The sequence below is a fragment of the Halobacterium bonnevillei genome, assembly GCF_009831555.1.
In the GTDB taxonomy this organism is placed as follows: Archaea; Halobacteriota; Halobacteria; order Halobacteriales; family Halobacteriaceae; genus Halobacterium; species Halobacterium bonnevillei.
In genome coordinates this window covers 1-17,248 of record NZ_WUUU01000019.1, presented here as the reverse complement: position 1 = coordinate 17,248, position 17,248 = coordinate 1, and the positions used below count along the sequence as shown (strand labels likewise).

The following is a 17,248-nucleotide window of genomic DNA, read 5'->3' as shown; positions in this document are numbered from 1 at the left end:
CACCGGGAAACGCGTCGCTCGCGGTAGTTCGCATCAAGAAAAAGCCGCGACCGACTACTGACTCTCCGTGCGTCGCGTTACGCGACGAGCTGCCGGAGGCCGTCGTAGCTCCGCGCACCGACCGCGCGGTTCGCTTCCTCGCCGTCGGTCGCGACGACGAGCGTCGGCATCCCCTGGACGCCCCACGCCTGGGCGAGTCCCTGGTGGGCGTCGACGTCGATCTCCGCGACGACGACGTCGTCGTCCGCGGCGAGTCGTTCGACGGCCGGCTCCATCATCTGGCAGGGACCGCACCAGTCCGCGTAGAAGTCCAACAGCACAGTGCCGTGGTCCGAAAGCACCTCCTCGAGGTGGTCGTGGCCCCGGATTTCGATCGGTTCCTCGGGCGTGTCCGGTTCCTCGGCCTGTTCCAGCAGCTCGGCCTTCTTGCGTTCCTTGATGTCCTCAATGGTTTCGTCGCTCATGCACGCCGGTAGGCCGCCGACCGATTTAATGGTTTTGTACGAATAGGACAATATCAGGGGTGATGGCGGGTCTCGTCCCGGCTCGGTGGGACGGCTGACAGGTGGGCTTTTGCCTGTGGCACACGGAACGAACGTATGGGCGAGGACGACGTCCGCGTCTGGCTGGTCGAGCGCACGTACTCCGACGACGAGCAGAACCTCATCATCCTCGTGTACGCGACACCGGACGGCGAGCGGTACCTCCGGAAGGAGCGCGCGCTCACGAGTTTCAGCGACGACCGGCCGACGGAAGCCGCCATCGACGCCGACCCGGGCAACCTCGGAACCGTCGAGGACCTGGACGAACGCGAGTGGTACGCCGAGGAAGCTGCCCGGATGCAGGCCGAACACGACCCGGACGACCACGTCTAGGGGACCCCAGTTGGGCGGTCAGGGGGACTCGAGGCGGAAGAGCGGACTCCGCGTCAGTCTGCGTTACGTCGTGACGACGGTGACAGCGCCGTCGAATTCGAGGATGATGCGCTGGGTGACGTCGCCGAAGATGGCTTTGCCGGTCGGCGAGCGCTTGCGGCCGGCGACGAAGATGTGGTCGGCGTCGCGCTCGTCGGCGAGCGCGAGTATCTCGTCGCCCTTCTCGCCGAGGCGGCCGACGGACTCGTACTCGACGCCGACGCCCTCGAGGACGTCGCGGCCGATGTCTTTCGCGAACTTCTCGGCGCCGTCGAGCGCTTCGTCGACGGTGTAGTTCACGTCGATGCTGGGGATGCTCATCATCGACTCGCGGCGGTCGGCGTACTCCTCGTCGGTGGTGACGTGGACCAGTATCAGTTCCGCGTCTACGCCCGCTGCGAGTTCGCCGGCTTCGCGGACGAGGGCTTTCGCGGAGTCGGAGGCTTCGACGACTGCGATGGCTCGCTCCATGTACCACGGCGCTCGTGCTGCGAACTTAAATGTCGTGGAGCGGGACGGACCGGCGACGCGGACCGACCGAACGCATTTACGCGCCCGGCCGAAAGGTCCGGACAATGAGCCTCCGGGAGGTCATCGAGGCGGTGCGGGGGCGCGAGAAGACGCTGACGGTGTACACGTCACCCGGGACCAACATCGTCCCGGAGCTCCGGGAGTACTTCTCGTCCCAGAACGTCGCCATCGAGGAAGTCGACGCGGGCCCCGAACCCGAACACGCCGTCCTGGCCCACGACGGCGAGTTCCTGACGGCGGTCGGCATCGACGCGCTCCGCGCGCTGACCGACGGGAGCGTCCGGAGCGTCGGCGAACCCGCGCCCTACAGCCGGCTACTGTCGCACCTCGACCGCACGACGTTCACGTCCTACAACCGTCGCCAGATGCTCGACGCGTCCCGGGAGATCGAGGACCGCGCGTGGCGCGCCGGCGAGGGCCGGCTGTACGCGGGGTTCCAGCGAGCGACGAATTTCGCCAACGAGCGCGACGCGTACGCCAAACTCGCGGCGACGGACCTCGACGTCCACGTCTACGGGCTGCCGGACGAACCAGTCGACGTGCCGGCGGACGTGACGTTCCACGGCGCCTCGATTCCGGACGCCGCGACGTCGTGGTTCGTCATCTACGACGGCGGTGAGGACGCGATGCAGGCGTCCGCGCTGCTCGCCCAGGAGGACGATGACGGCGTCTTCTTCGGGTTCTGGACGTACGACAGCAGCGTCGTCGACGAGGCGCTGTCGGCCATCGGGGCGCCGGAGTGCTCCGTCTGACCGGAGTGAGGTTCCACAGAAGCGGCGCGAGCCGAGGGCAACCCTTTCATCGTGGGGCGTGAACGACCAGCTATGCGAGTGTTCGATGCAGCCCGAGTCGTCGACGGACGGCGGGACGAGGCCATCCGGGACGCCCGCCTGGTCGTCGACGACGACGGCACTGTCGCCGCTGTCGGCCCGCGGGAGTCCACGGAGGCGCCGCCGGACGCCGAGCACGTCGAGTTCCCCGACCGGACCATCGTTCCCGGGTTCGTCGACGCCCACGTCCACCTGCAGGGCGCCCGGTCGATGGACGTCGCGGACTGGACGACGACGCCGGACTCGCTGGCCGCCGCCCGCGCCACCGCGGACCTGCGGTCGCTGGCGAGCGCCGGATTCACGAGCGTCCGCGACCTCGGGAGTTCGGTCGGCCTCGGTCTCCGGGCGGCCCTCGAGGAGGACGAAATTGCGGGGCCGCGCGTGTTCACGAGCGGGCCGGCGATCTCCCAGACGGGCGGCCACGGGGACGTCCACGACCTCCCCTACGAGTGGGTCGCGGACGGCACGCCGCTGTCAACGCTCGCAGACGGCGTCGACGAGTGCCGACGAGCGGCCCGCAAGCGCGTGCGGGACGGCGCGGACTGCCTCAAGATCATGACGACGGGCGGCGTCCTGAGCGAACGGGACTCACCCGACGTCCGCCAGTTCACGGACGACGAGATACGCGCCGTGACGGCGGAAGCCGACAGGGCCGGCCTCGAGGTCGCGGCGCACGCGCAGGGAACCGCTGGCATCAAGGCGGCGCTGCGGAACGGCGCCACCACCATCGAGCACGGGTTCCAGATGGACAGCAAGTGCATCGACCTCCTGAAGGACTGCGGCGGGACGTTCGTGCCCACGCTTGCGGTCATGTTCCGAATCACGGACCGCGGGGACGACCACGGCGTTCCCGAGTGGGGGCTGCGGAAAGCCCGGGCGGCGCGGGACGACCACATCGATGCGGTCGAGCGCGCGTACGAGGCGGGCGTGTCCATCGGCGCGGGCACGGACTTCATGGGCCCCGAGCTGGTGCCCCACGGCGAGAACGCCCTGGAGATGGAGTTACTCGTGAACGAAATCGGGTTCTCGGAGATGGAAGCCCTCCAGGCGGGTACGCGGGGCGCCGCACGCACGCTCCCCCGAAACGATCTCGGGGCCCTCGAGGACGGGAATCGCGGTGACTTCGCCGTGCTCGCAGACGACCCGCTGTCGGACATCTCGGCCGTTCGCCGGGTCGAAGCGACGTACATCGACGGGGAGCGCGTCGAACCGTAGCAGGACCCGGAAGCGTGTCCGACGAGAGGACGTGCGTTACGTCGACGATTCGTTACGACGACTCGTACGTTCTCGTGCGCGTCGCCGTCACGAGCGCGATGGAGAGGACGAGCACGCCATAGCCGGCTACGACCACCACGTCCGTTCGGTCGACGGCTTCGACGGCCGCGAACGCAAGCGTGCTGACGCCGAAAGCGACGAGAGAGAGGCCGACGGTGCGAGCGAGCGCGACCGGGTTCGTCGCCGACGCCGGGTCGTACAGGGGGACGCCGTCCATCGACTCCCGGGAGCGAAGCGCCACTCCCGCCGCGAGGAGCGCGACGCCCAGGAGAGCGTACACGGAGGCGGCGACGATGCCCATACAGTGTCCTGTCAGAGCGCGGGCATAAGGGTTTCTGCTGTCTCGCTCGGGATTCACCGCAACCACGCCAGTGGCGGAGGGGCGTGCAGAGGCAGTCGTCAAGGGAGCGCAGGCTGGCTACGCGTCCTCAGAGATGCCAAGGTCGCGGACGAAGCCGGTCCGGAACCCGATCCAGCCGATGACGCTGATGAACAGGATCGGCGGGAGGATGACGAACCCCCACAGTGGATTCAGGCCCCAGAACAGCAACAGGACGACGTCCGCGAGGCCGAGCAGGACGAACGGAAGGATGGCGAGGAACGCGCGCTTCCGGCTGCCGTCTGCAGACTGCGTCGGTGTCGGCGTCGGCGCGTCCATGGCCGGGGATTCGGCTGGCGGGACCAAAAACGAATCGTTCCGCCACCGGCTTCGGTGGGAACGACAGACGGCAGGGCAAGCGGGTACTCACCGGTTGGTGGAGAAGTCGCTGGGCGTGGATACGAAGCGGGAAAGGACCGGGTCCGGGTTCCGAGGCAGATTCGAGCCGGGCGGGACGGCGACGGTATTAGTACGTTTACACGCCGGTTTTTCGCATGCGAATTGAGCACAGAAAAATTCTCGGGTTCAGGTGGTTCAGCGACGGAGTCAGTGAGCGGGAGCCGCGTGCCGCCATTCGTCTACAGTTTGTAGGATTTCGACCGGTCGAAACTCGACCAAATCCTCTTCCGACAGCCGCCACACGCGACCCGATGACGCATGGTTCGACACGATTCGTCGCACGATACCGCCGCCGACTCGCAGTTCAGAGCGGCGGCCGAGGGCGCGTTTCGGCTCGTCGAACGATACGGGGTCGCGCTACGGGCGGCCGCGTTCTTCGCCGTGGCACTCGGCGTCGGACTGGTACTGCGACACGCTGCCCCCAACCCGGCCCTCAAACAGATCGTCTCAATCGGCGTCTGGTTCACTATCATGTCCGCCATCTGCACCGCCATCCTCGGCGGCGTCGTCAAGGTCGTCGGTGGGGCCCGTCGTCGCCGTCGCACCGGTTCGTGACCGACTGGACTTTACGTGCCCGGTCGAAGACCCGTCCATGAGCGAAACGGTCACCGACGACACGGTCCCGACTGTGACGGGGACGCTGGCGCGCGCGGGTGGGACGCGACGCCTGGAGCTCAGGCTCCCGGCGGACGCCGCCGACGACTTCCCGCCCGGAGAGGTAGTGCGCGTGGTCGTCGACGGCTCCCAGAACCACTCACAACTCCAGCGGAACGGAGATGGCCAGCCCGTGATTCGCGGCGCGTACGCGACGCCGTCGCTCGCACGCGACCCCGGCGGTGCGACCGACGCGTTCGCAGCGTGGGTTGACGACCGGGACCTCGAGGTCGGCCGGTCAGTCCACGTCGACGTCGTCGCGGCCGGCTTCCAGTACGGCATTCGGGCGCCCGGGGAGTCGGCGACCTACGAGGCGCACGAACCGCCCAGTTCGAGTCTCGCAGACATCGCGAACTCCCTCGAGGAGCCCTGAACCGGGTGCGAGCCGCCGCCTGCCTCAGGGTGTGTCCCCGAGGTCACGGAACACGACGCGATACTCCTCGTCGTCGAACTCGGCGGCAATCTCGTCGGCACGCTCGCGGTGCTCCGTGATGCGGTCGTCGATGCCTGCGTTCTCGTTGCCCCCGGGGTGCCCCGTGCGCCGTTTCGCGCGGCGCTCGCAGGCCTCGTGGAAGTCCCCGATAGCGTCGACGTAGTCCGCGATTCTGAGCAGGCGTTCGACGACCGCGGTGAGCTCGGATTCCGAGAACGGTTTCGTGAGGGCGGCGTCGTATCCGAGGTCGAAGACGTCCTCGTCGGGTTCGTCCGCGGTCACCATCGCGACTCGACAGTCGTATCCCGCATCCCGGATGCCCGCGAGGACGTCGTCTCCGTTCGTGCCGGGCATGTCGCGGTCCAGTAACACCACGTCGACGTCGGCACTGACTATCTCGAGAGCGGTGTCGCCGTCCCCGGCGGTTCGCACGTCGTAGTCCTCGCCGAGCTGGTACTCGTAGAGCTCCAGGTAGTCGTGGAGGTCGTCGACGGCGAGAACAGTCCGCAAATCACGCCCAGGGCTCATCACTAGGTATACTGACACGGGACCCGATACGCCGTAAGTGTTACCCTAACCAGGGGAACAGCCGGTTATCTCGAAGCGCGCGCCGCGCCCCGATCCGCGCTCCCCGTCGTCCTCGGTGTCGGTCGGCGGCGGGACTGCCGTGACAGACCAGCCGTGCGCGTCGACGATGCTCTCCACGATGGCGAGACCGAACCCGGTGCCGTCCTCGGCTGACGTGAACCCGCGGTCGAAGACCTCCTCGTGACTGCCCGCTGGCAGCCCGCTCCCGTCGTCCTCGACAGCGAAGCCGTCGTCCAGCGACTCGACCCTGATCTCGATGTCGCGTCCGCCGTGTTCGGCGATGTCGTCGTGCGTTTCCGAGTCAGGACTCGGAGCACCGTGCTCGACTGCGTTCCGGAACAGGTTCTCGAACAACTCCCGCAGCCGCGTTTCGTCGGCGTCGACGTCCGCGTCCGTCTCCACTGAGAGCGTGGCGTCGGGCGCGTCGACGGACAGCCACGCGTCGCGGGCGACCTCGTCGAGTGTCACGCGCTCCGTGTCGTCGACGAGCCGGCCCTTGCGCGCCAGCTGGAGGATGTCCTCGACGAGTGCCTCCATCCGGTCGAGGGCGTCGGCTGCCCTCTCCAGGTGGCTCAGGTCGGCAGTCGTCGCTGCGAGGTCCACGCTGCCGCGCGCGACGTTGATGGGGCTGCGGAGGTCGTGGCTGACCACGCTGGCGAACTCCTCGAGGCGCTCGTTCTGGCGCTCGAGGTCGCGCTCGCGTTCCTTGCGTTCCGTGATGTCGCGGATCGACCCGAGCACCGCCAGCCCGTCGTCGTACCGGATGCTGGTGGCGGAGAACTCACAGAACCGGACGTCCCCGTTCGGGCGACGAATCCGCCCCTCGAAGGTCTGCTGGCGGCCCGCTTCCGCCGTCAGGTTCTCGGCGATGGCTTCGATATCCGTCCGGTCGTCGGGGTGGAGCAGCGAGCACGCGTCGGCGTCCAGGAGCGTCTCGCGGTCCCTGTCGAAGAGACTGGTCGCTCGCTGGTTCACGAACTCGAAGCCGGAGTCCCGGAGAATCACGACGGCGTCGTGGCTCTGCTCGATGAGCGTCCGGTACTTCTGCTCGCTCTCCCGGAGCGCCTCGTCCGAGCGCAGGCGCTGGAGCGTCGCGGACACGTGCGCCATCAGGAGTTCCGCGAGTTCCGCGTCGGTCGCGGAGAACGCCCCCTGCTCCGTCGCGCCGGCCTGGAAGAGGCCGACGCCCTCGATCGGGACGCTCAGCACGGAGCTGTACTCCGGGTTCGCGGGGTCCGCCTTCGGGTGGTCGTTGACGTCGTCGACGATGACGGTCCGGTTCTCCTGGTAGCTCTCCCCGGCAATGCCCTCGTCGGTGGGGATGCGCACCGAATCGTCGGGCTCCATCCCTGTGGAGGTGGCTTTCGGGACGAAGTAGCCGTCCTGGACGACGTCGATGCCGCAGATGTCGAACTCAAGGATGTTCTCGGCGGCGTCGATGGCGAGGTGGTAGATGCTGGTCTCCTCCTCGCAACTGACCATCGCCGCGGCGACGCTGTGGAGCTTCTCGAACTGGCGGCGTTCCGTCCGCAGCGTCTCACTGAGGCTGTCGCGGTCCGCCGCCGCTTCCCGGTGCGCGAGCGCCTGCCCGACGACAGAGCCGACTGTCGCGAGCACGTCACTGTCGTCGCTGGTCTCTGGCCGTTCGTCGGCGCCCAGTGCGAGCGTGCCGTACTTGTCGTCCCCCTCGACGACCGGAACGGTCACGGTGTAACCGTCGTCGCGTGCCATACACGTCACCTGTGGTGACGGCGACGATTCGACGGTCGTCGGGGTGCCGCCGTCCGTCGACTGGTCGCAGTCCGCATCCGTCGCCGGGTCACGGTCCGCATCCGTCGGTTGGTCGCTGTCGGCATCCTTCGGCTGGTCGCGAGCGGCGTCAGCCGGTCGGTGCGCCCCAGGGTCGCTTGCCCCAGGCGTGGAGCGTGCTTCGTCGTCGCCCCGGTCCTCGCCGCTGTTCCCTGGTCGTGGCGCAGACGGCGCGCGCCCGCACCTGACTCGTTCCCCGGACTCGTGCTCGTAGCGGCCCGGTACGTCGGTACGGCGTCCGACGCGTCCGGCGGGTCGACGTCTGCTGCAGAAGCGGTGACGAACACGTCGTCGCGGCCGCTGAAGCAGGCGAACGCGTAGCCGGCGTCGACGGCTGCCTCACAGGCGCCGTCCCGGACGTCCGACACGGTTTCGGCTCGCTCGACGGCACGCGTGACGGCGACGACGAGTGAGTCTGTGGGCGGCATCGGATCAGTCGCTTCCCGTGTTCTTCCCCGGGAGGTTACGGAACGCGACCCGGAAGTCGTCGTGCCCGAAGTCGTTCATGGTCGAGTCGATGCGCTCGCGCAGTTCCTGGATGCGGTCGACGAGGTCCTCGTAGGCCTCGCCGAGTTCCACGTTGCCGTCTTCGGCCTCGGCCTCGAGGAGCGCACGCTTCGAAGTCAGCGCGTACAGTTCCTGGAGGTGGTCGTCGTACGCCAGCCTGTCGAGGAGTTTGTCCACGACCTCCTGGAGTTCGTTCTGGTCGACGGGCTTGATGAGGTATTCGTCGAAGCCCAGTTCGACGACGTCAGTGTTCGGACGGACGCCCGTCACCATCGCCACGCGGCAGTCGTACTCGGCGCGACGGATGCGGTCGAGTACCTCCTCGCCGGACAGTCCGGGCATTCGGCGGTCCAGCAGGACGACGTCGACGTCCTCGCCGAGGTTTTCCAATGCGGCTTCGCCGTTAGTGGCCGTCTCGACGTCGTACCGATCGGACAGCCACGCAGCGTACACGTCCGTGAGCGCCTCGTCGTCGTCCACGACGAGCACGCGTTCCCCTTCGTCGGTCATGGCGAGAGTTGTCGTCCGATGAACAACGATAACCTGTGAAGTTAAAGGTTTCTCCAGCGGCCCTATCCCCTGAAATTTCGGTTCTGGTGGGGGCGGCACTCGCCATTACAGGCCACCAAAACCATTATATTCCTTTCGCTGTCCTCCGGTTATCACTACCAAATTATTAGGGCACCCCAAAAGTCGGCTATTTTCGCCCGTATCAGCTTCTACAGGCAGATAAGAGTGTGTCAAAGATGCGCACAACCGCGAAAGTCTTAAGTACTTATCGCTGTTACAATTGATTACAACGAGCCATCCCCGGAGCCCCGTGTAGCGCTCTCGGACGGCACCCACACCCAACATGAGTGACACCAAACTTCGAACGTATTCCAGCGATCGACGCGAGACCGAGTCGGAATCCGAGGTAGAGACGAACAACGACGAGAGCCTGACCTGCCCCGAGTGCAGCGGGCGCGTCGTCAACGACGAGGAACACGGCGAAACTGTCTGCGCCGACTGCGGCCTCGTGATCGAGGAGGACGGGATCGACCGCGGGCCGGAGTGGCGTGCGTTCGACTCCGCCGAGAAAGACCAGAAATCCCGCGTCGGCGCCCCGACCACGAACATGATGCACGACAAGGGGCTGTCGACGAACATCGGCTGGCAGGACAAGGACGCCTACGGGAACTCGCTGTCCTCGAACCAGCGCCAGAAGATGCAGCGCCTCCGCAAGTGGAACGAGCGCTTCCGCACGCGGAACAGCAAGGAGCGCAACCTCAAGCAGGCGCTCGGCGAGATCGAGCGGATGGCCTCCGCGCTCGGCCTCCCGAAGGAAGTCCGCGAGACCGCGTCGGTCATCTACCGCCGCGCGCTCAGCGAGGACCTCCTGCCCGGCCGCAGCATCGAGGGCGTCGCGACGAGCGCGCTGTACGCCTCCGCACGCCAGATGCAGACGCCGCGGTCCATCGACGAGGTAGCGAACGTCAGCCGCATCGACGCGATGGAGTTCAAGCGGACGTACCGCTACATCGTCCGCGAACTCGGCCTGGAAGTCGCGCCCGCGGACCCCGCCAGCTACGTCCCCCGGTTCGCTTCGGAACTCGACCTCCCGGACGAGGTCGAGCGCCGCGCCCGCGAACTCCTGGACAACGCCAAGGAGGACGGCGTCACCAGCGGGAAGTCGCCGGTCGGCCTCGCCGCCGCCGCGATCTACGCGGCCAGTCTGCTCACCAACCACAAGGTGACCCAGAGCGAGGTCAGCGACGTCACGGACGTCAGCGAAGTCACCATCCGGAACCGCTACCAGGAACTCCTGGAAGCGACCGAAGTCGCGGCCTGATCTCGGTCCACTGACGCGCTCGCGGTCTGCAGCACTGTAGCTCTCGTTTCACAGTTCCCAGCAGACGGCACACACCGCTTTAGCCGGGGTTCCCAGCCGACGGCACACTGGCTGATGAGTCTCAGTTCGTAGCCGACATTCTGGAGTTCCTCGCTCACGAACGCGGTGGGGGTGCCGGGTTCCCGTGCGTACTACTCGCGAGCCCGCTCGCCGGCCCGAACGGGTACGTCGAGGTGGTTCTCGTCGGGCGGGAGCGCACACGAGAACGTGTCAGAGTACGCGCAGAAGGGATTGTACGCGAGGTTGAAGTCGAGGACGACGTCGTCACCGGACTCCGCGTCCTGGGCGTCGACGTCGAGGTAGCGGCCGCGGTGGTACGTCTCGTCGCCGTTCGTCGGGTCGGCGAACGGCACGAACAGGGTGTCCTCCCCCTGGATGCGGTACGCTTCGAGCGTGTGGTGGTCGTCGTCCAGTTCGAAGCCGAAGACCGCGACGCGGTCGTACTCGGCGGGCGGCCCGCGCGTCGTCTCCAGGTCCACCGTCTCCGGGGACTGCGCGCGGCTGAACCGTGAGACCACGCGGTACTCCGGGTCCGGGTCGTAGTAGGCGAGGCCGTCGAACTCGTCGCGGGACTCCGGCGGAATCGGGGACTGCGGGTGCTCAGCGAGGAACTCGTCTTTCTGTTCGCGGTGGTCGGTGAGTCGGTCCCGCCACGCGCGTTCGTCGAAGTCCTCGCCGGCCATACCCGACACTGGAACGGCGAACGTAGTAACTGTGGCGGCTCCGAGAGGTTACGAATCCCTTTTCCCCTATGCCCTACTCGTACCAGTATGAACATTCTCGACGGGGGTGAGGGCGGCGGCCAGCTGGTCCGCACAGCCCTCGCGCTGTCCGCAGTTACAGGCGAACCGTTCCGGATGCGCCACGTCCGGCGCGCTCGCGCGAACCCGGGGCTCCAGGCCCAGCACTGTGCGGCCATCGAGACAGTCGCCGCGGTCTGCAACGCCGAGACGGGTGGCGTGGAAGTCGGCTCGGAGTCGTTCACGTTCGAGCCCGGTGAGGACATCGGCGAGGACGAGACAGCGGAGGACCTCGTCGTCGGCGGCAGCGTCTCCGTGGAAGTCGGGACCGCCGGTAGCGTGCCGCTGGTCTTCGACGCCCTGCTGCCGGTCGCCGTCGCGCTGGAGGAGCCGTTCACGGCACGCCTGGAGGGCGGCACCGACGCGAAGTGGGCGCCGCCGTTCGACTACTTCCGCCACGTGAAACTCCCCGTCGTGCAGGAACACGGCCTGGACGCGGACGTGACGCTGTCGCGACGCGGGTTCTATCCGCGCGGCGGCGGGAAGGCAGAGCTGACAATCGAGCCGTCGACTCTGGAGTCGATCGACCTCACGGAGCGCGGCGACCGCGAGTCGCTGACCGCGTACTCCGTCGCCGAGGAGTCCATGGCCGAGGACGAGGTCGCCGAACGGCAGGCTGAACCGGCACCTGAGGACGCCGACGTCGAAGTGGAGTACGCGGAAGCCGACTGCAGTGGGTCGGCGTTCGTGCTCGCGGCGGAGTACGAGCACAGCCGCGCCGGGTTCGCGGAACTCGGCGAGATGGGCGTGGACCCCGAGACAGTCGGCGAGAACGCCGTCGAGGCGTTCGAGGCGTTCGAGGACGGCGACGCCGCCGTCGACGAAGAGCTGGCCGACCAGCTCCTCCCGTTCGTCGCGATTGCGGGCGGCGAAATCCGCGCGTCCGAAGTGACGACGCACCTCGAGACGAACATCACCATCCTCGAGGAGTTCGGCTACGACGTCTCCGTCGAATCGGACGGGGACACCGTGCTGTTGTCGGCCTGAAACGGGCGACCGACTGCTGGCGGCCTGAAAAACGGCGTTTTCTCGGTAGTTCCCGCAGCGAGCTACAGCTCCGGGTGGAGCGCGTCCGCGTCGCGAGCGTCGAGGAACAGTTCGGTCGTCGGGTGCAGCGGGGTCGGCGGGTCGTCGAGCGAGAACCACGAGAGTCGGTCGCGTTTCCCGGGTTCGTGGTCGGGGTCAGGGTCGCCGTCTGCGGGGCCGGCGAGCGCGACGACGGTCCACGTCGTCCCGGATCCGTAGTGGCTCTCGTGGTCGAAGAGGCCGACGATGCGCTCGGGGTGGAACGCCAGGCCGGTCTCTTCGCGCACCTCGCGTTTCGCAGCCGCGACGGTGGACTCGTCGGCGCGCTTCCCGCCCGCGAGCAACCCCCAGTACTGCGTGGCTTCTTCGTCGGCGGTGCGGCGTTCGAAAAGGACGCGATTTCCGCGTTCGACGAGCGCGAGCACGCCGACGCGAACGTCCTCGCCCTCGCTGACAGGGGACGGCATCGTCGGTGCGTCGCGGAGCTCGACTGTAGTCGTTTCGATTACAGGAACACCGTCGCGAGCCCGGCGGTTGCGGAACTGATCAGGAGCCACCCGGCGTAGTTCCACCACGGGACCGCCCCGTGGCGCGGTCCGGGAAGGTCGTCGGTGTACGTCCAGCGGCCGTCCTCGACGCCCCGGTTGTCGACGAGCACGTCGTACGCCGTCGCGAGGACCGCGCCGAGCGCGACTGCGAGCCACCCGTCGGTGACGAGCAGCGCGATGCGGAACGGCACGTACACCGCCCCGACCCAGCCGAACAGGACGTACAGCGGGACGCCGAGCAGCTTCCGTCCGGCGTGGTGCTCCAGCAATCCGAGGTTGATCACGACTGCTTCACCGACGAACGCGATGGCCGCCCCACCCGCAAAGAATGCGGCGGCGGCCGCTGGCGGCCACGTCAGTACTGCGTGGAGGAGTGCGAGGATCCCGAGGCCCGCCGTGGTCGCGACGAAGGTGCGGTCGCTGACAGACGACATACCAGTGGCGACTGCCTCCCGTGGCAAAAATCCCGCCGCCCGGAGTCAGTCCGCAAACGCAGCGTCGTGCACTCCCCGTATCCGGTCGTGGTCAGTCCGTGAGCCCGTAGCCGCGTTTGAACAGCCAGACGTCGACGACGAGCACGGCAACTGTGAGTCCGGACAGCACGACCAGCGACGTGTCGGGCTGGATGTCGGAGACGCCGATGACGCCGTAGCGGACGCCGTTGACCATGTACACCATCGGATTGAGGTAGCTCGCGGTGCGCGCGACGCCCGACAGCGCGTCCAGCGAGTAGAACACGCCGCCGAAGAACACGAGCGGCCGGAGGATGAACTGATTGAGGACGGTGAGGTGGTCGAAGTCCTCCGCGACGAGGCCGCCGATGACGCCGAACGCGGCGAACAGCGTGGTGATGACGCCGAGGAAGGCCACGGCGTAGAACGGGTTCGCGAGCGTTCGGACTGGCGTGAACGCCGCGCCGATGCCCGCGATGAGGATACCGATGAGGATTCCGCGGAGCGCCGAGGAGACGACGTACGCGACCACCATCTCCCAGTACGCCAGCGGACTCGTCAGCGCCTCGTGGATGTACTCGTTCCACCGCCCGTGGAAGATGGAAAAGGAGGCGTTCTCGAAGGCGTTCGACACCGCGCCGAGCACGACGAGGCCCGGGAGGATGAACTGGATGTAGGGGACGCCGCCGATGTCGCTGATGCGGTCCCCGAGAATGACGCCGAAGACGCTGAAGTAGAGGATGTTCGTGATGAACGGCGGGAGGAACGTGTTGTACGGCCGCCGCACGAACCGCAGAATCTCCCGCCGCGTCAGGGACTGCAGCCCCCGCGAGACGACGCTCAAAGGGTCACCTCCGGGGACTCGGCATCGCCGTCATCCCCGGTGTCAGGGTCCACGGAGCCGCCGCTGCCGTCCGTCGCGTCGCCGCCCGTGCGGGTGATGTCGACGAACACGTCCTCGAGACTGGTCCGGGAGACGTCCACGTCGTGGACGCGGTGGCCGGCGGCCTCGAGTTGCCTGACTGCGATCGGAACGGCTTCGCTCCCGCTGTTCGCTCGGAGCGTCACCGTCGAGCCGTCGACGGCGACGCTGTCGATGCCGTCTGCGGAGATGGCCGGCGTTCCCGTGGGGGCCGCGTCGAGCGTGAGCGTGACGAGGTCGGTGCCGCGTTCGGTGAGGTCGTCGGGCGTCGCGACGGTGACTTTCCGGCCGGAGTCGATGATGGCGACCTGGTCGCAGAGGCGTTCGGCCTCTTCGATGTAGTGGGTGGTGAGCAGGATGGTGGTGCCGTCGTCGTTGAGGTCGCGGATGACGTCCCAGAGGTCGTGGCGCAGTTCCACGTCGACGCCGGCGGTGGGTTCGTCGAGGATGAGGAGGTCGGGGTCGGTGACCATCGCTCGCGCGAGCATGAACCGCCGCTTCATCCCGCCGGAGAGCCAGTCGAAGCGCGTCTCGGCCTTCCCGCCGAGGCCGACCGTCTCCAGCGCTTCGGCGGCACGGTCGGCGGCTTCATCCTCGCCGACGCCGTGGTAGCCGGCCTTGTGCATGAGGACTTCCCGGATGGGGAAGAAGCGGTCGACGTTGAACTCCTGTGGCGCGAGGCCGATGGCGTCCCGGGCGTCCCGGTAGTCGGCCTCGACGTCGTGGCCGAAGACTTCGGCTGTTCCACTGGTCTTCCGGACGAGGCCGACGAGCGTGTTGATGAACGTCGTCTTCCCCGCGCCGTTGGGCCCGAGCAGTCCGAAGAACGAGCCCTGGGGGACGGACAGCGAGAGGCCGTCGAGCGCCCGGACGTCCCCGTACTCCTTGACGAGGTCGTCGGTGCGGATGGCTGGCGGCATTTGACTGTTCGGAGGCACGTGACTCGGTTAAGGGTGCTGAATGCGGCCGTACTCGGTGTGTTGACTGCGCTCGAGGTCGGGGAACGTAAGGGTCGCCTACCCCGTGTTCTGCATGCCCGCGGCGACGCCCATCACGGTGAGGCGGAGCGCGCGTTCGGCGGCGTCGCTGCGATGGTTGCGGCCGAGCAGCTCGACCTGCAGGAAGTTCAGGGGGTCGACGTAGGGGTTGCGGCGGTCCAGGCTCTCGCGGAGCCACCCGCGGTCGACGAGGTCGTCGCGGCCCGTGACGCCGAGGACGGCGTCGACGGCGCGCTCGTACTCGCCCTCGATGCGCGGGTAGAAGCGCTCGCGGAGGTCGTCGGGCGCGAGGTCGGCGTACTCGGCGGCGATCTCCGGTTCGCTCCGCGCGAGCGCGAGCGCCGCGTTGTCGATGGTCGTGCTGAAGAAGGGCCACTTGTCGTACATCGTCCGGAGCAGCTCGTCGTCGTCGACGGCCGTTAGGCCGGTGCCGAGGCCGTACCACCCCGGGAGGATGCAGCGGGTCTGCGTCCACGAGAACACCCACGGGATGGCTCGCAGGTCCTCGACGGCGCGGTCGCCGGACCGGGACGCGGGCCGAGAACCGAGGTTGAGGTCGCCGACGACGTCGATGGGAGTGACGGTCTCGAAGTACGAGACGAAACCGTCGGTGTCGAGCAGGTCGCGGTACGCCTCGTGGGCTGCGCCGGCCATCGTTTCCATCGCGTCCACCCACTCCGCGGGGACGTCCTGGTCGGGTTCGGTCACGGTGGCGTGTCTCGCGCGAATCTGGGCGTTCACCATCTGTTCGAGTTCCCGCTGCGCGATCCGGGGGTTGCCGTACGTCTCCGCGATGGACTCGCCCTGCTGCGTGAACTTCACGTCCCCGGTCACAGTCGATTTGGGGAGCGCGAGCAGGGCTTCGTTCATCGGGCCACCGCCCCGGGAGATGGAGCCGCCGCGCCCGTGGAAGAACCGGACGTCGACGCCGTGGTCGTCGCAGATGGCTGCGAGGCGGCGCTGCGCGCGGTCGAGTTGCCAGTTCGCCGCGAGGAAGCCGTTCTCCTTGTTGGAGTCCGAGTAGCCGAGCATCACTTCCTGGGTGCCCCCGCGGGCGTCGACGAGCGCGCCGTAGGCCTCGTTCTCGAACAGCGTTCCGAGGATGTCGCGGGCGTTCGAGAGCGCCGACCGCGTCTCCAACAGCGGGACGACGTCGATGCCGGCGTGGTCCGGGAGGGAGACGACGCCGGCCTGGTCGGCGAGGAAGACGACCTCCAAGACGTGGCTCGGCTGTTCGGTCATGCTGATGCAGTACGCGTCGATGGCCGCCGGACCGTACTCGCGGTGCCAGTCGGCGAGCGCGTCGAACCGCCCGAGTACGCGCGTCGTCTCGTCGTCGAGGCCCGCACCGTCGGTCAGGTCGACGACCGACTCGGATTGCAGGATGGCGTCCGTGAGGAAGGCGACACGGTCGGCCTCGTCCATGCCGTCGTAGTCGACGTCCTCCCTGGCGAGGGCCTCACCGACCGCGTGCGTGTGTTTCTCGCGGTGGTCGCGGAGGTCGAGTGCGGCGAGGTGGAGGCCGAACGTCTCGACGCGGCGGGCCAGCGGGGCGACGTACTCGGCGGCCACCCGGTCGAGGCCCGCGTCCTCGACGGCGTCCTGGAGCGCGCGAACGTCCGCGAGCAGGTCGTCGGCGTGGTCGTAGCCGCCGGGCCGAACGTCGGTCACGCGGTCGACGCGCTCCTGGACGACGGTGACCGCCTGACGGAACGGCTCCGACGGGTAGCGGTCGGCTGCGGCCGCCACGATTCGCGGGGAGTGCTCGGCGGCCGCGGCGAGAAACGCGTCGATTGCCGCGGTGTCGGTGCGCGTGGCGTCCGTCGTGAGGGCGCCGAGCAGGCCCTCGAGGTCGTCGACGTACCGGTCGGTGACGAGGCGGCGCTGGCGCTCGAGCACCTGTTCGGTGGTGTCGACGGTGACGAAGGGGTTGCCGTCGCGGTCCGACCCCGCCCACGACCGGAACGAGAGCACGCTCGGGACCGCCGGCGGGTCGTCGTAGTGCTCGGCGAGGGCGTCGTCGAGTTCCCCGTAGACGTCGGGGACGACGTCGTAGACCGCGTTCGCGAGGTACCACTGGACGTCGCGCGCTTCGTCGAACGGCGTCGGCTGTCGGTCGCGGACCCGGCGGGTGTTCCACAGCGCGTCGATGCTGGCCTCGACGCGCCGCCACTTCCGTTGGCGTTCGCGCGGGGTGAGGCGACGCTGGTCCAGGCCGGCGAGCAGGTCGCGGACGCGGTTCAGGTGCGCTTTGACGGTCTTCCGGCGGGCTTCCGTGGGGTGGGCGGTGAA

Annotated in this window: 21 protein-coding genes; 7 read left to right on the top strand and 14 right to left on the bottom strand. The window is 68.0% G+C overall.

Annotation, left to right across the window (positions count from 1 at the left end):
* Positions 1-77: 77 nt before the first annotated feature.
* Positions 78-464 (bottom strand): thioredoxin family protein, encoded by a 387-nt coding sequence (locus GRX66_RS04510; RefSeq protein WP_159525465.1) that lies wholly within the window; start codon positions 462-464, stop codon positions 78-80.
* Positions 465-599: 135 nt separating this feature from the next.
* Here GRX66_RS04510 and GRX66_RS04505 point away from each other — a divergent pair, with 135 nt between their 5' ends.
* On the top strand, positions 600-875 hold the full coding sequence (locus GRX66_RS04505; protein ID WP_159525464.1) for a hypothetical protein: 276 nt from the start codon (positions 600-602) through the stop codon (positions 873-875).
* A 63-nt stretch (positions 876-938) separates the two neighbouring features.
* On the opposite strand, the gene GRX66_RS04500 is transcribed toward GRX66_RS04505, so the two are convergent.
* Positions 939-1,385: a universal stress protein gene (locus tag GRX66_RS04500; RefSeq protein ID WP_159525463.1), complete on the bottom strand. Its 447-nt coding sequence runs from the start codon at positions 1,383-1,385 to the stop codon at positions 939-941.
* A gap of 104 nt (positions 1,386-1,489) precedes the next feature.
* Between GRX66_RS04500 and GRX66_RS04495 the strand changes: the two genes are divergently transcribed.
* Entirely contained in the window at positions 1,490-2,197 is a 708-nt protein-coding gene (locus GRX66_RS04495; RefSeq protein WP_159525462.1) for a DICT sensory domain-containing protein, read from the top strand.
* Between the two features lie 72 nt (positions 2,198-2,269).
* Positions 2,270-3,490 (top strand): metal-dependent hydrolase family protein, encoded by a 1,221-nt coding sequence (locus tag GRX66_RS04490; protein ID WP_159525461.1) that lies wholly within the window; start codon positions 2,270-2,272, stop codon positions 3,488-3,490.
* A 52-nt stretch (positions 3,491-3,542) separates the two neighbouring features.
* On the opposite strand, the gene GRX66_RS04485 is transcribed toward GRX66_RS04490, so the two are convergent.
* Both GRX66_RS04485 and GRX66_RS04480 read right to left on the bottom strand, forming a co-directional pair.
* On the bottom strand, positions 3,543-3,851 hold the full coding sequence (locus tag GRX66_RS04485) for a hypothetical protein (RefSeq protein WP_159525460.1): 309 nt from the start codon (positions 3,849-3,851) through the stop codon (positions 3,543-3,545).
* Between the two features lie 117 nt (positions 3,852-3,968).
* Positions 3,969-4,208 carry a hypothetical protein gene (locus GRX66_RS04480; protein ID WP_159525459.1) on the bottom strand — a complete coding sequence of 80 codons (240 nt, stop codon included), beginning with the start codon at positions 4,206-4,208 and terminating at the stop codon, positions 3,969-3,971.
* Positions 4,209-4,586: 378 nt separating this feature from the next.
* Here GRX66_RS04480 and GRX66_RS04475 point away from each other — a divergent pair, with 378 nt between their 5' ends.
* Both GRX66_RS04475 and GRX66_RS04470 read left to right on the top strand, forming a co-directional pair.
* Positions 4,587-4,883: a hypothetical protein gene (locus GRX66_RS04475; protein ID WP_159525458.1), complete on the top strand. Its 297-nt coding sequence runs from the start codon at positions 4,587-4,589 to the stop codon at positions 4,881-4,883.
* A 37-nt stretch (positions 4,884-4,920) separates the two neighbouring features.
* Positions 4,921-5,355, top strand: coding sequence for a DUF7112 family protein (locus GRX66_RS04470; protein WP_159525457.1), 435 nt, complete (start codon positions 4,921-4,923; stop codon positions 5,353-5,355).
* A 24-nt stretch (positions 5,356-5,379) separates the two neighbouring features.
* Here GRX66_RS04470 and GRX66_RS04465 read toward each other — a convergent pair whose 3' ends face one another.
* The 4 genes from GRX66_RS04465 to GRX66_RS04450 are packed head-to-tail and all read right to left on the bottom strand — an operon-like array spanning position 5,380 to position 8,829.
* Entirely contained in the window at positions 5,380-5,943 is a 564-nt protein-coding gene (locus GRX66_RS04465; RefSeq protein ID WP_159525456.1) for a response regulator, read from the bottom strand.
* Between the two features lie 45 nt (positions 5,944-5,988).
* Entirely contained in the window at positions 5,989-7,734 is a 1,746-nt protein-coding gene (locus GRX66_RS04460; RefSeq protein ID WP_159525455.1) for a PAS domain S-box protein, read from the bottom strand.
* Between the two features lie 5 nt (positions 7,735-7,739).
* Positions 7,740-8,240, bottom strand: coding sequence for a hypothetical protein (locus GRX66_RS04455; RefSeq protein WP_159525454.1), 501 nt, complete (start codon positions 8,238-8,240; stop codon positions 7,740-7,742).
* 4 nt (positions 8,241-8,244) lie between these two features.
* Positions 8,245-8,829 carry a response regulator gene (locus GRX66_RS04450; protein WP_159525453.1) on the bottom strand — a complete coding sequence of 195 codons (585 nt, stop codon included), beginning with the start codon at positions 8,827-8,829 and terminating at the stop codon, positions 8,245-8,247.
* A 343-nt stretch (positions 8,830-9,172) separates the two neighbouring features.
* Here GRX66_RS04450 and GRX66_RS04445 point away from each other — a divergent pair, with 343 nt between their 5' ends.
* Positions 9,173-10,150, top strand: a complete 978-nt coding sequence (locus GRX66_RS04445; RefSeq protein WP_159525452.1) for a transcription initiation factor IIB — start codon at positions 9,173-9,175, stop codon at positions 10,148-10,150.
* A gap of 191 nt (positions 10,151-10,341) precedes the next feature.
* Here GRX66_RS04445 and GRX66_RS04440 read toward each other — a convergent pair whose 3' ends face one another.
* Positions 10,342-10,893: a DUF1684 domain-containing protein gene (locus GRX66_RS04440; RefSeq protein ID WP_159525451.1), complete on the bottom strand. Its 552-nt coding sequence runs from the start codon at positions 10,891-10,893 to the stop codon at positions 10,342-10,344.
* A gap of 87 nt (positions 10,894-10,980) precedes the next feature.
* On the opposite strand from GRX66_RS04440, the gene rtcA reads away from it, so the two are divergent.
* Positions 10,981-11,997, top strand: a complete 1,017-nt coding sequence (gene rtcA, locus GRX66_RS04435; RefSeq protein ID WP_159525450.1) for an RNA 3'-terminal phosphate cyclase — start codon at positions 10,981-10,983, stop codon at positions 11,995-11,997.
* Positions 11,998-12,059: 62 nt separating this feature from the next.
* Here rtcA and GRX66_RS04430 read toward each other — a convergent pair whose 3' ends face one another.
* The 5 genes from GRX66_RS04430 to GRX66_RS04410 all read right to left on the bottom strand — a co-directional run.
* A complete protein-coding gene (locus GRX66_RS04430; protein ID WP_159525449.1) occupies positions 12,060-12,503 on the bottom strand; it encodes an NUDIX hydrolase in 444 nt (147 codons plus the stop codon).
* A 38-nt stretch (positions 12,504-12,541) separates the two neighbouring features.
* On the bottom strand, positions 12,542-13,018 hold the full coding sequence (locus tag GRX66_RS04425) for a carotenoid biosynthesis protein (protein WP_159525448.1): 477 nt from the start codon (positions 13,016-13,018) through the stop codon (positions 12,542-12,544).
* 91 nt (positions 13,019-13,109) lie between these two features.
* Positions 13,110-13,880: an ABC transporter permease gene (locus GRX66_RS04420; RefSeq protein WP_159525447.1), complete on the bottom strand. Its 771-nt coding sequence runs from the start codon at positions 13,878-13,880 to the stop codon at positions 13,110-13,112.
* The gene (locus tag GRX66_RS04415; protein ID WP_159525446.1) at positions 13,877-14,878 is read right to left on the bottom strand and encodes an ABC transporter ATP-binding protein; all 1,002 of its coding nucleotides are present in this window, start codon (positions 14,876-14,878) and stop codon (positions 13,877-13,879) included. The genes GRX66_RS04420 and GRX66_RS04415 overlap by 4 nt, the downstream gene beginning before the upstream one ends.
* Before the next feature lie 96 nt (positions 14,879-14,974).
* Positions 14,975-17,248 (bottom strand): phosphoenolpyruvate carboxylase (locus tag GRX66_RS04410; RefSeq protein ID WP_159525445.1); only part of this gene is annotated, 2,274 nt, incomplete at its 5' end.

Excerpts from the sequence above, each read along its gene's own strand:
- GRX66_RS04510 (WP_159525465.1), bottom strand. The coding sequence starts at position 464 with ATGAGCGACGAAACCATTGAGGACATCAAGGAACGCAAGAAGGCCGAG.
- GRX66_RS04505 (WP_159525464.1), top strand. The coding sequence starts at position 600 with ATGGGCGAGGACGACGTCCGCGTCTGGCTGGTCGAGCGCACGTACTCC.
- GRX66_RS04500 (WP_159525463.1), bottom strand. The coding sequence starts at position 1,385 with ATGGAGCGAGCCATCGCAGTCGTCGAAGCCTCCGACTCCGCGAAAGCC.
- GRX66_RS04495 (WP_159525462.1), top strand. The coding sequence starts at position 1,490 with ATGAGCCTCCGGGAGGTCATCGAGGCGGTGCGGGGGCGCGAGAAGACG.
- GRX66_RS04490 (WP_159525461.1), top strand. The coding sequence starts at position 2,270 with ATGCGAGTGTTCGATGCAGCCCGAGTCGTCGACGGACGGCGGGACGAG.
- GRX66_RS04485 (WP_159525460.1), bottom strand. The coding sequence starts at position 3,851 with ATGGGCATCGTCGCCGCCTCCGTGTACGCTCTCCTGGGCGTCGCGCTC.
- GRX66_RS04480 (WP_159525459.1), bottom strand. The coding sequence starts at position 4,208 with ATGGACGCGCCGACGCCGACACCGACGCAGTCTGCAGACGGCAGCCGG.
- GRX66_RS04475 (WP_159525458.1), top strand. The coding sequence starts at position 4,587 with ATGGTTCGACACGATTCGTCGCACGATACCGCCGCCGACTCGCAGTTC.
- GRX66_RS04470 (WP_159525457.1), top strand. The coding sequence starts at position 4,921 with ATGAGCGAAACGGTCACCGACGACACGGTCCCGACTGTGACGGGGACG.
- GRX66_RS04465 (WP_159525456.1), bottom strand. The coding sequence starts at position 5,943 with ATGAGCCCTGGGCGTGATTTGCGGACTGTTCTCGCCGTCGACGACCTC.
- GRX66_RS04460 (WP_159525455.1), bottom strand. The coding sequence starts at position 7,734 with ATGGCACGCGACGACGGTTACACCGTGACCGTTCCGGTCGTCGAGGGG.
- GRX66_RS04455 (WP_159525454.1), bottom strand. The coding sequence starts at position 8,240 with ATGCCGCCCACAGACTCACTCGTCGTCGCCGTCACGCGTGCCGTCGAG.
- GRX66_RS04450 (WP_159525453.1), bottom strand. The coding sequence starts at position 8,829 with ATGACCGACGAAGGGGAACGCGTGCTCGTCGTGGACGACGACGAGGCG.
- GRX66_RS04445 (WP_159525452.1), top strand. The coding sequence starts at position 9,173 with ATGAGTGACACCAAACTTCGAACGTATTCCAGCGATCGACGCGAGACC.
- GRX66_RS04440 (WP_159525451.1), bottom strand. The coding sequence starts at position 10,893 with ATGGCCGGCGAGGACTTCGACGAACGCGCGTGGCGGGACCGACTCACC.
- rtcA (WP_159525450.1), top strand. The coding sequence starts at position 10,981 with ATGAACATTCTCGACGGGGGTGAGGGCGGCGGCCAGCTGGTCCGCACA.
- GRX66_RS04430 (WP_159525449.1), bottom strand. The coding sequence starts at position 12,503 with ATGCCGTCCCCTGTCAGCGAGGGCGAGGACGTTCGCGTCGGCGTGCTC.
- GRX66_RS04425 (WP_159525448.1), bottom strand. The coding sequence starts at position 13,018 with ATGTCGTCTGTCAGCGACCGCACCTTCGTCGCGACCACGGCGGGCCTC.
- GRX66_RS04415 (WP_159525446.1), bottom strand. The coding sequence starts at position 14,878 with ATGCCGCCAGCCATCCGCACCGACGACCTCGTCAAGGAGTACGGGGAC.